The following is a 14229-nucleotide window of genomic DNA, read 5'->3' as shown; positions in this document are numbered from 1 at the left end:
TTATTACAAAAAAACAGTCTGCCGCTTCAGGCAGACTGTTTCCATACGCCTCCCGCCTTCTTCAAAGCATCAAGCCTGCTCGTTCGGCTGCAGTCCCTGCCTGTATTCCTGAGGGGTGAGGGCGTAATATTTCTTAAACACCTTATTGAAATAATTCGGGTTTTGGTAACCAAGACGCAGTGAAACTTCATAGATCTTCAACGTTTGGTCGGCCAGCATCGCAGCCGCCGATTCCATTTTGAGGCGCAGGATATAATCGCTCATGTTCTCACCGGTTTCCAGCTTATAGAGACGCGACACATGAACCGGGTGCATGTACATATAATCGGCGATCGTCTGCAGGGACACATCTTCCGCCAGATGCCTCTGCACATAAGCCTGAATGCGGGATATAGCTTCCTCACGGTCGTTCCTCGTTTCATTCTCCATGGATTGCCGCAGCTCCCCGAACGAGCGCAGGATCCAACTCTGCAGCGATTCCGCAGACCGGCAAGGCGCAAGTCCCGCAGCGTCCGACAGAGCGGAGCCGATCATATTGGCAAGCTCCCTGCCGTTCTTATGCGCGAATGAGCTGAAAGAAGCATAGACGAAGAAATAGACTTCCAGCAGATGCTCGTGAGAATCCGCCCATTTGCGGCAGGGCTCCTCCCAGATGGCCTTTAGTTTCTCTTCGGCCGCCTCCCAATTGCCGGATTCCAGCAAATGAACGAGCATCGGCGGCTCATACAGCCTCTGCACAGCATGTACCTGCATCGGCTCGATCCCTTGCGTATTGGAGATAAATAAACCGCTGCTGCTGCCGACTCTCCTTCGCAGCGTCAGCAAGCTTTCCTCATATAGCGGTTTCACATCCTGAGGGAACTGCCCCCAACGGCTAATCAGCACCGATACGGTGCCCTTCAAGTAATGACTTACACTGATCTGCAGCTGTGCAGCAGCAGCTTGCAGCCTGTCCGCCGCATCGTCCGCAGGAGTGTCGTCGGGTCTCTGCGCGTCCCCGGTTACCGGCGCTGCCGTAACGATGAACGCCAAATACCCGTAGAGGTCCTTACAAGACCAGAGCCGGAATCCATCCTCAAGCAGCTCTTCGGCAATGTTGCAGATCGCATATTCGATCAGCGACAAGTTGTAGAAATCCAGCTGCAGCCACTCGCCTTCCAACCGGACCAGCATCAAAGCGCACGGCTCGCCGTCATCGGCCGTTATTTTGAGCGAGTCCATCTTCTCCCTGAGCCGGCCCGGCGCGAATTTATAGCCCTGCAGCAAGTCGCTTAACAGCTCGCTTCGCAGCTTCGGGAGGCTCTCCTGAAAGGCTTGGACGACTCGTTGGTAGGATAAATTCTCGTCACGTTCCTTCCGCAGGGCCTCCACGGCGCTTCCCACCTTGGCCAGGACGTCTTCATCGCTGACCGGCTTGAGCAGGTAACCGAACAGCCCATGCCCGATCGCTTCTTGCGCATAGGTAAATTCCGCATGACCGGATAGGAGGATGAATTTGACCTTCTTCCACTTCCTGCGGACTTGCGCCAGCAGCTCCAATCCGTTCATGCCCGGCATGCGGATGTCCGACATCAAGATATCGATTGTATTGGTCCCCAGAATCTCCAAGGCTTCGCTGCCGGAGTACGCTTTGAACACCTTGCTAATCCCAATGCTTCCCCAGGGAAGCGTCTCAGCCAAGCTATCGACCACATTCGCTTCATCGTCCACAAGCAAGAGTTGAAACATCCGCTATCCCCTTCTTTCATTCCGAAGTCTTGTCCTGCCAAACCAATTCCGCGCGAAATCCGCCCAGTGGCGACTTCGATACGTTCAGTCCCGAGCTGCCCCCGTACAAATGGATCAGCCTTTGATTGATATTCCACAGCCCGAAGCCGCCATCGCCCCTATCTTCATTGGCGGCTGCGGCGACCTTGCCCTGCAGCTCGGCCAGACGTTCTTCTGGCATCCCCGGGCCGTTATCATCGACGACGATGCGGTTGATGCCGGACGCAGACGCTCCGCGAATCCGGATTTGCCCGAACTCGGCGTTGTTTTCGACGCCATGGAGCACGGCGTTCTCAACGAGCGGTTGGATCAGCAGGCGCGGGATGACCAAATCCAGCATGGTGTCCGGGATGTCGATTTCATAATAAAACCGCTGGCTCCGCAGCAATTGAATGTTCAAATAATTCTCGAGCAGCTTCACTTCTTCTCTCATCGTGGACATCGTGTTATCCAACCGGGTCGAATAGCGGTAGTATTCTCCCAAATTGAGCGCCATAGCCACCACCGATTCCTTGTCGCCCAGGTTAGCCATATTTTTCATATAAAATAAGCAATTGTATAGAAAATGCGGGTTAATCTGCGACTGCAGCTGCTTCAGCCTCGCCTCTTTCGAACGAAGGGTTTCTTTATAGACTTTATCGATCAACTCCTGGATCTGTGCAGCCATCTCGTTGAAGCTTCCGAATAAATAATCGAATTCGTTGTTCGGTTGTTTTTTGAGCCGCACCCAGAATTCGCCTTCTTTGATTCTTCGTACGCCCATGATTAATTGCTGGATAGGCCGCTGAACGTTCCGGTACAGAAGCAAGGTCGCGAGGATACTAAGCACAAGCAGCAGCGCGATCGACACGTAAAACAAATTCCGGCTCTTATTGATCGGAGCAAACGTGCTCTGCAGAGGCACCAAATCAACCAAATACCAGCCCAAGCTCTCCGAGCGGATATAATTGACCACATACTTCTGGTTGCGGAGCGAGACGTTGAGCCTTCCGCTGTAGCCGAGATCCTTGCCGGCCAATTGTTCCGTCATGGCGCCAATGAGCGTACGGTCCGCCGTGTAACTGACAATCGGCTCCTCCCCTTCGTGATAGAGAAAAGGTTCCCGGTCCGCCCCTTGCTTTAATTGGCTCAGCATATTCCTTAAATTAGCTTCCGTGAAGCGAACTTCAATGAATAAATTGGGAATATAAGATTCCTCGATGCGCGAAAACATCATTTGCTTGAGTCCGAACGTCATCGAGTTATGGTAGGACCATTTGCGGAGCTCCGGATTCTGCAAATCCTTCTCGTCGAACCGGGCGGAGTAATCCGTGGAGATAATTTCCTTGGAATCGGTCAAATAGAAAATGATTTGGTTGCTCCACGGGCTTGTCGACGTCTGCATGTTCAGCATATCGACGATCCGCGATTGGCGCTGGAGCTGCACGTTCGGGTCACTGGTCGAACGGCCGTCGATATATTCACGAATGCTGTAATCTCTGCCGGCAGCCAAAGAGTGCTTCATCAACTGATCGACCATCACATCCAGCTGGCTCGTGAAGAAGGCAAGCCGGTTGCGGTTGCCGTCCTCCATCGTTTGGCGCACAACGCCCACACTGACCTGGTAGGAATATCCATATAAAAGAATAATGGGAACAAGCAAGAAAATGACTAGCAGAATCACTTTTCCGAAAGTATTGAGTTTCATGCAGGTGTGCTCCTATGTCAGCTTTTCTAGTATTATACTAGACTCTTCTCGGATAAACGACCTTCATATCAGAAGTTATTTTAATGTCCAGATCCCCTTGTTCATATGGCAATCTTTTAACTTTCTGATAATAATTTAACATCAATCACACTACGATCTAAATGTAAAAAAATAAGACCGTTTATCATAAACGGCCTTACCTCTTCTGTCACTTATCCTCGTTAATTCCACCCTTTGGCTATAATAACCGGCTTTTTCCTTTTAAAAATCAACTTATGCAGGAAACTGGCATTCCTTCTACGCTTGAGAGTGAGCCTAAGACCTTCCAACAATAGCATGGATCTCAATTCGTCGCGACGATTTAGTGTGTGCAATCGGTTAATGAACTTCGGGTCCATCTCGGTTCCTCCCAAGGTCTGATTCGAATATGCCTAAATTATAACCAAACCGAGGGAAAATGATTGTCACATTGTAGATTTGTAAAACACTTTTTTTGTCGGAAACTGAAAATATGAAAAAACGCCAGACAAACCTTCTCTTTAATGGCCGTTAAACTTTAGGTAAAGTGATTTTAGAGGCATAACATGAAGGGATACTTCATTTCGGACAAGGGAGAGGGGCTTTCAGCATGCTTGGGATATTCGGAATATCTGGTCTTTCCTTTATACTGGTGGCGTTATTAACGCCACTGCTCATTTGGGGGCTGCGCAGCCTGAAACTTACGCAACCCATTCGCTCCCAATTACCCCCTGACCATCAAGCGAAACAGGGAACACCGCTGATGGCCGGCCTTATTTTGCTTATCGGCGTGGCAGCATCCTTGCAATTTCACCCTGCACCATGGATGATTTTTTTGTGCGTAACCTTTCTCTTATTCAGCTCCGTTGGGTTTATGGATGATTTCAAAAAAGCAGCGCAGCAAGATCCCTCAGGCATTTCGGGACGGACTAAATTAGTGTTTCAATTCGCATTCACCGGCATGCTGTTGGTCACTTTGTTTCATTCGTTTGCACTGGCGAGCGATATCTCCTTATTCAATGGCTTTCAGCTGCATCTGCCTGTTTACGCATACATAATTATTATGTCATTGTTTGTAGTTGGATCAGCTAATGCTATTAATTTCACAGATGGTCTGGACGGGCTATTGATCAATGTGGCAATTCCGACTTACTTCTTCTTCTTTCTCATCTCAGATAAACAGGAAGTACAAATATTTTCCCTCGTCATGATTAGCTGTCTGCTTGGATTATTGCTCTACAATATTTACCCTGCCAGAGCCTTTATGGGTGATACCGGATCGCTTGCCATTGGAGGCTCACTCTCCATTCTAGCGGTAATCGAGAAAGTTGAGATCTTCATCCCCCTCCTGTTCTCCGTCTATCTGGCTGAGCAATTCTCGGTCATTCTGCAAGTCTGGTATTATAAGCGCACGAAATTACGACTATTTCGAATGGCTCCGATTCATTATCATTTCAGTTTAAAGTATGGCTGGAGCGAAAATACCATCGTCATGATATTCGGTTTCATTTCTTGGGCGTCTGCTCTTATTTGTTGGTTGATTTGGAAATACGCCTTCTAGGCTTCAGACCTCTGTCATCAAACAAATCAGATTGCCAACACGGTTATGGACTCGCCGTTGAAAATCTCTCCGTTATCACGGAAGCCGAAGCTTTCATATAGCTTCCTGGCAGCGGTGTTATCCGGTTTATAGGGGATCCAGCAGAACTGTGCCGGCCCCGCCGGAAAGGTACGGATTAATGCCAAGATTCTGGCCATGGCTTCCCGACCATAGCCTCGATGCTGGAATTGCTTGTCGATCATCAGCCGCAGGATACAATAGTTGCCTTCTGCGAGTGCCGGTTCTTCGTATCCGGTGATTCCATAAGTCAACATCACAAAACCCACCGGCTGCTCATCCGCATATATGGCAAATGGAAACGGATGCCCCCCGTTGGTCACAAGGACATAACACGAAGCTGCGCTTGACAGATTGGAGGCAACGAAGCGACGCTGATCTTCTGAAACTTCCAGGTTAAATATGGCACGCCGGTTTTCCAACGTGATCTTTCTGAGCGTTATCATAGGTCGTCTCCCATCAACACGTATCATTTAGCGCCGCGCGGTCGCATCATTAACATACAACTTCCCCCAGAAAAGGTATAGACTGATAATCATTTTTTTTATATACTATGATGTATCCATGTCTTTTTTAGGGTTCTCATTTACGATTAGCTAACCGGCACTCATTGTGCCGGTTTTTTTATTTTTAACGAACGCAAGGTGAGTGGAACCAAAAAAGACAAGAGCACGCGTCTCTTGTCTTTTTTGTCATCTATTTCGGCACATTCACCATTAGCTGCAGCAAGTTGTAAACGACTTGCGCACTTTCGGCGCGGTTCATCGCCGCTTGCGGTTCAAAACGTTCATTCGTACGGCCTTGGATGAGACCCAGCGCGTAAGCTGCTTGCACCGCCTCCTGCGCCCAGGCTGGCTCATTCACCATATCGACGAATACTGGCTTCTCTGCAGTGACGGCTTCACCAGCAGCTGCGTTGGCTGCTGCTATACGCTGAGCCCTTACGATCATAGCCGCCATCTCTTGGCGAGTAATGTTTGCTTCCGGTGCGAAGCTATCGGCACTGACACCGTTCACGATGCCTGCTTTTACAGCTCTGGCCACGTCGTGAGCATACCAATCCTGCGCTTTCACATCCGCAAACGTATTGCCTGCTTCTTCCGTCATCCCGAGCAGGCGAATCAGCAACGCAGTGAATTCTGCGCGAGTGACGTCCCTCTCCGGTGCGTAATTATGCTCGTTCACACCTTGTACCAGATGTCTGGCCGCCAATACCTGAATTTCATCCGCCGCCCAGTGGCTTGGTGCTACGTCAGCAAAGGACTTCCTAAATTCAAGTACGGCATATTTGCTGAAATGGTTCACCGAAGCGGTAAGCCGTCCGTTCTCCCATTTCCCGCCGATATACGTAAGCTCACCAGAATCGCTGATGTAGTAGATGCCGACTAGCCTGTGATCTGCCGAGTCCGCAACATCCAACGTCAGCGTAACAGGCTCGCTAAAGCTTGGCAGTTTGCTGGACTTACCATCCTTAGTCTTCACTTCCAAGGTAAACTCCAGCACGTCGCCGGCTGTCTCGATGGATGCACTGTTCTGCCGACCCGCTTGATTCAACGTTAACTGCATCCCACTACCTGACACGGATGCTACACCAATCATAATGGTGCTATCCGCTCGCTGGTCCTCAGGTATGAGCCCGAGCAGCTTGCTCAATACAACCTTAGGAATTTCAACTGAAGCTTGTTCAGTCTTCACCGTGACCGACGGCTTCAATTGCAGCAGCTCTAACACGGAACTCGGCAGCTCCAACTTCGTCTTGTCGCCCTTTAGCTCAACTGCTTCACCGGCCTTCAGCTGTTCCTCAAGCTTCTTCAACTCGTCGGATTTCACCGGCGGATTAACCGAGTCCGGCTGTGACTGTGGTTCCGAGCTTGAACCCGGTTGAGGATCTGGGTCAGGGTCAGGATTGCTCGGCGTATATGTAACCCTCAAGGCATACGTCGCTTTTAATTCGCCGTAAGTGGCCGTGATGACGGTACTGCCAACTGCACGAGCTGTGACGATACCGAGATGATTGTCAACGGAAGCGACTTCCGGTTGACTGCTCTCATACGTTACCCCTTCCGTCAATATTTCGATACTGCCGCTGGCATAAACTGCTTCCGTTACAGAACCCCCGCTTCTGCCAACTTCCAGCACTGAAGGTCCGCGTACCTGAATCGCCTTCGCCGTATCCAGCACCGCTACCACGCTGTCTGCGTACACATCTGCGTTCACACTTGTAGCACGCACAACCGCGGTGCCTAATCCAATCGCATGGACGATCCCATCATTTGTCACCTCAACGACATTGGGAGCCGTCGAGTTGTACACCGACCACGTCACCGAACGATCCTGTGCCGTCTCCGGCAGTACTGTTGCTTCCAGCTTGACGGATCCGCCCAACGGTAACTGAACCTCCGGCTTATTGATCATGACGGACTGAGCGGTGTCAGCTGCTTTCCGAGGCAGGGTAAACCGATCCACTAGACGGCCGCCAACCGTTTTCGTTACAACTGACATTTCATCACCGGCTGTCTCCACCGTTACGTACATTTGCGTTTGCTCACCGTCGGTGAATTGCGTCCATGGCTTCGGCACTAAATCGTAAAACTTTGGCCCCGTCGACCCTGCCGTCACATAAGCCGTACCTTCCCCGGCAGCAACCGGCTGATTGTTCTTCATGTAACTGCGCAAATAAATGTGATCGTGTCCGTTCAGTACCAGGTCCACCTTAAACTCATCGAACACCGGCGTCCACTGCTCGCGTGTTTCCACCGTATCATAAATGCTGCCGTAGGGGCCACGGTGGAACATGACGATTTTCCACTTCTTGTTCGTCGCCGCCAGATCTTGGCGGAGCCATGTTCTTTGCTCGTCATATTGGTATTCGCTATTCAGAACAACAAAGTGTGCATCCTTATAATCAAAGGAAAAATGAGTACCCTTGAGCGTATCCAATCCGTTCCCCGGCTGATTGAAATGTTGCATAAAGTCGCTGATGCCCTTCGTTCCCGTAACCTCATGGTTACCGAGCACGGACACCAAAGTCGTCTTCATCAGCGAGTCCTTTACCTTGTCAAAGAACATGTTCCATTGCGCTTCCAAGTGACCGGAGTCGACCATGTCGCCGGCATGAGCTATGAAATCGGCTTCCGGATGCTCCGCCACCGCTTTATTCAAAGTAGCCGCCCACTTGTCGTAGCCAGCGCTGTCCGCCGCCTGTGAGTCGCCAAAGAACACAAACTTCAGATGATCATCGCTTTCCGGCGCAGTCGTGAACGAACCTTGGCCGCTTACAAAGCCGTTGCTACCGTTACCAACCCGGTACACATACGTCGTTCCCGGCTCCAGACCGTTAAACGCCGCTTTGTGCACACGAACAGTACCGATATCATACGTGACGAACAATGAGCTGTCGCCCTCCACCTTCGTCACCCCTGCCTGATCGAAGCCGGTGAACCCGTCCTTCTTCGCCAGCTCCACTACCGTGTCCTTAACGCTCGGATGCGTATGCCATGTAAAGCCGCGCTCGCGCTTTGGATCGGCGCCCATACTCACGTTCACGTTGTACGGCGTCGTCGTACCGAACAGCCTCGAAACCGTCAACGTCATCACGGGGCTGTAGACGGAATCCTTCACCGCTTGGATGTTATACGTCTTCAGTGCCCCAGTCAAGTCGGTCAGTGTCAGCTTGCCGGCACCGTTCGCGGTACCTCGCTCCACCCCGTCAACCAGCAGCTTAGCCCCGGAGGCTGCCGCCCCGGTCACATCCGTTACTGTAAAGTTAGTCGGGCTCCCTTGCACGACGCCAAGTTCATCCCACCCGACCTGCAGGCCGTATTTAATAACCACCTCGAGCGGTAGTCCGAAGAATGGCCAAGCGCGGCTTGGATCCGACGCCAGCTTGATGGTGCCCGATTGGAATTGAATTATGTGCTTACCGACGGCATCCGACTTCACACGGAATTGCAAGCTGCCAAGCACATCGGAATCCGTCAGCGTAACGCTATTCAACCCTGCAAATGTAATTTTGGCTGTACCGGCAGCAGAGTCCATCGACGCTTGCGCCTGGCTTCCGTTCAGCTTGCTGCCGGGAATGAACTGCAGCGCCTCCACCTTAGCCGGATCGAGCTTGAATTGCAATTCGCCGCCTCCGATGAGTCTGACATTGCTGCCTTTGATATCCACCGAATACGTGCCTCCGGCATTCGTTACCGCGGGGGCGCTGTATTGGAATTTGGCTGAGCCGGTATCCACGTTGAAGGTCCATTCCTTCTCCGTACGATTGCCGGACAAGTCGCGGACTTGGATCTTGGCCTTATGTAGGCCGTCCACCAGTGGTACGTCAACCTTGTGCGCTATCCGTCCTTCGGGAGGGTACAGCGTATGCGCCACCGGACTGTTATCAATGAAAAATGCAATCTTCTCCGGATCAATCAACGTGGTACCTGGATGCTGCGTACGATCGTACCCGGCATCCTCAGCAATTGCTCGAATGTTAGGAAGGTTCGTGGTGATCGTACTGCCCTCTGCTGGCTCTAGATTTTTGATAATAGGAGGTTCTATGTCGTCAGTTGCAGGCCCGTAAAGAGCTCGAATGTTATCAACATAGATAGCGCCAGCACCCTTTACCTTGGCGGCCGTAGCCATGAGCCGAACCGGCATGTCCAGCTTCAGCCCCGGAGTTAAGCCGGCAGGCACGTCCGCCTCGACATATTTCCAGCCTTTCCAGTTAACGCCTGTCACTTCGTCCGTGAAGTTGATCGGCGTTCCGCTCGCTGTGCCATCCTTCGCACGTAATTGCGATCGCAGCCAGTAGCCGCTGCCGTCACCGTACACCCACATGCTAATTTTCTTCGGATAACCAGGGATCACAATATAGTTCGATGCATTCGTCGACTGCAAGTACACACCTGAAGTGCTCGGTTTCCCTGTAAAATCATATTCCAGCTTCAACGCCTTCGTCCCGAATCGCACAAATTCATCTTCGGTCGTCATGCTGACTACTGCTTTATTGTAGCTGGCTCCCGCCGTCGTCAGATATTTGCTGAGATCCCCTTCGAAATCCTCCAAAATAACCGGTGGCGTTCCGACATTAACATTCATAGAGGTTTCTACGGATCCGTATTTAACGAAAATTTTGCCGCTCTTGCCGCTCTCACTTGTCGCCTCCAGCACACCGTTCGCATCGATCGTCCCGATGTCGCCCTCCACTCTCCATTCAAACAGGCGATTCTCCGACACGATCTGCTGTCCATTGCGAAGTGCCTGTACCTTCAATGGCACGGAGGCAGCGGTATCTATTGCCTTTTCCACATCCGGAAACTTCAGTTCCGTCAGCTCCGTGACAACCTCCACCGTGCCTGAACCGATTAGACCACCTGCTGTTACCTGGATCGGTGCCATACCGGCCTTCGTGCCAGCGGTAAACACGCCTGCCTCATCAATGCTTCCGTATTCCGGATCGGCGGACCAGCCGGGCGGACCAGCTGGCATGTCGGCAGGATGACCTGCCGCATCCACCGCTGCCGTCTTGAGCGGCAGATTCGTGCCTGCCAGAATGCGCTCCAACTGCGGCTGCACGACCAGCTTGGCCGCCGCACCCTCTGAGGCTTTGTTCACAAGTAACAGTGAATTGCCGGTTAACCGCTCGCCGCCGTCAGATGGAGTATTGAGAAGCTTAAATTTCGATTCGCCGGGCAGTCTAGCGATGAAGGTCGAGGAGCCGCCGCCGTCGAGGTTAATTGCATTCACGACCCCCATGTTCTTCAAGATACCGCCGAGCTCGGACGTTTCTACCCCTTCACTGAAGCCCGGCTGACGCCCGTCGATCTCGATCATCACAACGGTCCCGTCCGCTTTCGAGCCGATTGCCGTACGAGGGTGAATACCTGCGGGCGGTACATTGCTCAATACGTTGCCGTTCTGCATCAGTAGGTACCCGCTCATAGCGGTTTTAACGTTCTCGAACCCTGCCGGGAAGTTAAAATTTGCCGTAATCTCATCGCCGGCTTGAAGCCCGGCAAGAACTGGTCTTGCCGTTCCGCTTGCCGATAACACGACTTTTCCCGCTGTGAGTGGAGCGTTCCCCGCATCTTTCCGCACTTCCGTTACCTTCAACTTCATCGTTTGACCGCTCTTCACTTCTCCTTCGAGCACGTCGAGCACCACTTCGTCTCCGAACTCGTTCGTCTTCGTTGTGTCGGCATAGTCGTACGTGTATAAAACCAGTTCATCATTCCCGCGATAGCGGTTAATATGCGTGATATTGCTTGTCGCTCCATGAATGGTTAGCGTGCGAGTTAACTGTGGATTAGACACATAACGCGTCGTACCATCGTAATCCATAAGGAAGACTGCGTAATTCGAGTCCGGTGTATTGAGGATCTTACCGTCTCCCATGAACAAACCGCCAGGCACTCCGGAGCCGTAACCACTCAAATCATAGAAATCACCATTAACGCCAGCAATTACCCGTTGTCCCGGTTTATCGTAATATTTGGCCATCTCAGTGACCCCTTGCATCCCATATACTTTGCCGCCTTTGGTGCCTGCTATCAGTTCCAAGTTCGGATCAGTCGGATTGAACTCCACACTATGGACCTTTTCCAAACCTCTGGCCATCTTCAAGCTATACCAGTTGTAAGTCACATTTGGCGCAATATCCATGCTTCTTGTGTCCAGTACTTGTGCGGTCGACGGTTCGTTGTCGACAGCTTGTACTATCTGCAGCGGAACTAGCATGGCAAAGACCATACTTAAGCTGAGCAGGACATGGAGAATTCTTCGGCTCGTCTTTCTCATTTTCTAGCTTTCCTCCTGTTTCATTGGGATCCTGTCGGGGCGCTTCTATGTTGATTGTCTGAAACTTTGTTTCACACTCCGAGTATATTTCCAAATTATAATTTCAGTTTGTAAGAACCATTCGAGTTTTGTATTAACATTTTGAAAATTTCTCCATGCTTGCGGCACAAATAGAAAAAAGCCACATCGATCGCAACCTGTCTAGTCACGAGTCTTGTGGCTTACTGTGATATTATTCTTTCAATTTCACCAGCTGCTCTGGTTGGTGTATGCTCACTCTTTCAACCACGCGTTAGCCAGCGCGATCGCACCTCTCGCCGCAGCGGTGTCCGCCAAAGCATTAAGCATAACGAAATCGTGAATGATGCCTTGAAAGCGGACCGCCGTAACGCGAACGCCTGCTTCCCGCAGCTTATTGGCATAAGCTTCGCCTTCGTCGCGCAGGACATCGGCTTCGGCCGTAATAATCAAGGCTTCCGGGAGTCCCGCCAACTGCGCTGCGGTTGCTCGCAGCGGTGCGGCATAGACGTCTTCTTTGTCGCTCGGCTTCGCCGTGTATTGCTCCCAGAACCAAGCCATACCGTCTTGCCGCAGGAAATAACCGGTTGCGAATTCCTTATAGGATTCCGTATCCAGGCTCGAATCCGTCACGGGATAGAAGAGCAGCTGTTTGTGAATCCTTGGGCCTCTGCGCTCTTTGGCCATCAGTGTTATGGCCGCCGTCATATTTCCGCCAACGCTGTCCCCGGCAACATAAAGGCGGCCCGTATCGAAGCCGTTTTCTTCGCCGTGATCGGCAATCCATTGCAGGACGGCATAAATTTCTTCGATAGCCGTCGGATATTTCGCCTCCGGCGAAAGGCTGTAGTTCGGGAAGACGACGCACGCTTCCGTTCCGACCGCCAGCTCGCGGATGAGCCGGTCATGCGTATGCGCATTGCCGAATACCCAGCCGGCGCCGTGAATGTAGAGTATGACCGGGAGCTTGGCCGTTACGTTTTCCGGGCGCAGCAGCCTGATCGATACATGACCGCTTGGACCGCCTTCGATCACTTTGTCCTGAATCTCGACCGGCAGCTTCTTGATGTCTCCGGACTGGACAGCATCGACGGTTTCGCGCCCTTTGTCCGGACCTAGATCAAATAAATAAGGCGGATTCTCCGTATCTTTTGCAAATTTCAGTGCGGCTTCTTCCAGTACAATTTTCTGCGTCATCAATAACAACTCCTTATGAGAGGATTCATCTGGATTCATGCCTACAGGTATATATAACCAGTAAATCAGATCGCAAAACCGAGAGGCGTTATAGGTAGGGGTATGTCCAAACGTTAAAAAGCGCTCGCTTCAACAGAGCGAGCGCTTAACCTTTAAAGATTTTGACCAAAAATACATGCCCATTCCAATTAAAGTCATCAGACCGCCTAAGAACTGATAGATAGTAATGGTTTCACCTAACAATAGATACGCAAGAATTATGGCTAGAACAGGTTCTCCAATAATCCCCACCGAAACGGTCGTTGCCCCAATGGACTTTAACAATAAGTTGAACAGATACTGTCCGAAAATCGTTGGAATGATGGCAAGCAGCAAGAAATAAGTCCATTCCGAGGAGTCGTACTTCGTTAACGAGTAATGATTAAGCAAGTTGTAGACGAACATGACGATGCCGCCAATTAAAAAAACGAGCACGCTGTACACATTTGCATCCATCTTATGGCTTGCCTTCTGCCCCGCCAGCAGATAGGCGGAAACGAAAAGGGTGCCTATTAACGATAAACCGTCCCCCATTAGCGCTTCTCTCGAAACTCCTATGTCTCCCCAAGCTATAAGGATTGAACCCAAGAGCGCAACGATCAAGCAGCTGATGGTCAGCAGATTGGCTTGTTCCTTGAACCAAAAGTATGAACCCACCAACACAAATAATGGCTGCAACGACAAGATGACCATGGAGCTTGCAACGGAGGTATAGACCAAAGATTCCATCCAGAATAAGAAGTGTAACCCTAGGAATAGACCGGCAAGAAGTACAAGAATCCAATCTTTCTTATTCATGTTTAAGGAGCGAAGCTTATCCCGGCGCACAAAAAAGAGCATGATGAGGACGGAAATAAACAATCTGTACATCCCCGCTACTGAAGTAGGTGTATCTGAAAATTTGATCATGATGGACGAGACGGAAACGGACAATATACTGATTAGTAACAGAATAAACGGATGAGAAGGTAACGAAGATTTGTTGAATTGAACCATTGATCCTCCAAGCGACGATACAATACTTGTGCACAGCATTGTAAGAGTAAACCTAGGCTGGATATAATAATATCATCGATAACGACAATTTAGTGTAATAATA

The 14229-nt window shown here is 50.8% G+C and carries 7 protein-coding genes; 1 reads left to right on the top strand and 6 read right to left on the bottom strand.

The window, feature by feature from the left end; translation table 11 throughout:
- Positions 1–69: 69 nt before the first annotated feature.
- Both PUT07_RS08785 and PUT07_RS08780 read right to left on the bottom strand, forming a co-directional pair.
- Positions 70–1728: a response regulator transcription factor gene (locus PUT07_RS08785; RefSeq protein ID WP_274467582.1), complete on the bottom strand. Its 1659-nt coding sequence runs from the start codon at positions 1726–1728 to the stop codon at positions 70–72.
- Between the two features lie 16 nt (positions 1729–1744).
- Positions 1745–3454, bottom strand: a complete 1710-nt coding sequence (locus tag PUT07_RS08780) for a sensor histidine kinase (protein WP_274467581.1) — start codon at positions 3452–3454, stop codon at positions 1745–1747.
- 628 nt (positions 3455–4082) lie between these two features.
- Here PUT07_RS08780 and mraY point away from each other — a divergent pair.
- Positions 4083–5033 carry a phospho-N-acetylmuramoyl-pentapeptide-transferase gene (gene mraY, locus PUT07_RS08775; RefSeq protein ID WP_274467580.1) on the top strand — a complete coding sequence of 317 codons (951 nt, stop codon included), beginning with the start codon at positions 4083–4085 and terminating at the stop codon, positions 5031–5033.
- 26 nt (positions 5034–5059) lie between these two features.
- Here mraY and PUT07_RS08770 read toward each other — a convergent pair whose 3' ends face one another.
- The 4 genes from PUT07_RS08770 to PUT07_RS08755 form a co-directional block, all read right to left on the bottom strand.
- Positions 5060–5536 (bottom strand): GNAT family N-acetyltransferase, encoded by a 477-nt coding sequence (locus PUT07_RS08770; protein ID WP_274467579.1) that lies wholly within the window; start codon positions 5534–5536, stop codon positions 5060–5062.
- Positions 5537–5786: 250 nt separating this feature from the next.
- The gene (locus tag PUT07_RS08765) at positions 5787–11876 is read right to left on the bottom strand and encodes an S-layer homology domain-containing protein (RefSeq protein WP_274467578.1); all 6090 of its coding nucleotides are present in this window, start codon (positions 11874–11876) and stop codon (positions 5787–5789) included.
- Between the two features lie 273 nt (positions 11877–12149).
- Positions 12150–13091, bottom strand: coding sequence for an alpha/beta hydrolase (locus PUT07_RS08760; RefSeq protein WP_274467577.1), 942 nt, complete (start codon positions 13089–13091; stop codon positions 12150–12152).
- 129 nt (positions 13092–13220) lie between these two features.
- Entirely contained in the window at positions 13221–14126 is a 906-nt protein-coding gene (locus PUT07_RS08755; RefSeq protein WP_274467576.1) for a DMT family transporter, read from the bottom strand.
- Positions 14127–14229 lie beyond the last annotated feature (103 nt).

This window comes from Paenibacillus sp. MAHUQ-63 (genome assembly GCF_028765165.1).
Lineage (GTDB): Bacteria > Bacillota > Bacilli > Paenibacillales > NBRC-103111 > Paenibacillus_E.
Note: the sequence above shows the minus strand (reverse complement) of the source record. Positions and strands in the feature narration are given on the sequence as shown.

Bases quoted from the DNA above. Each gene is read 5' to 3' on its own strand.
- PUT07_RS08785 (WP_274467582.1), bottom strand. From the start codon at position 1,728: ATGTTTCAACTCTTGCTTGTGGACGATGAAGCGAATGTGGTCGATAGC.
- PUT07_RS08780 (WP_274467581.1), bottom strand. From the start codon at position 3,454: ATGAAACTCAATACTTTCGGAAAAGTGATTCTGCTAGTCATTTTCTTG.
- mraY (WP_274467580.1), top strand. From the start codon at position 4,083: ATGCTTGGGATATTCGGAATATCTGGTCTTTCCTTTATACTGGTGGCG.
- PUT07_RS08770 (WP_274467579.1), bottom strand. From the start codon at position 5,536: ATGATAACGCTCAGAAAGATCACGTTGGAAAACCGGCGTGCCATATTT.
- PUT07_RS08765 (WP_274467578.1), bottom strand. From the start codon at position 11,876: ATGAGAAAGACGAGCCGAAGAATTCTCCATGTCCTGCTCAGCTTAAGT.
- PUT07_RS08760 (WP_274467577.1), bottom strand. From the start codon at position 13,091: ATGACGCAGAAAATTGTACTGGAAGAAGCCGCACTGAAATTTGCAAAA.
- PUT07_RS08755 (WP_274467576.1), bottom strand. From the start codon at position 14,126: ATGGTTCAATTCAACAAATCTTCGTTACCTTCTCATCCGTTTATTCTG.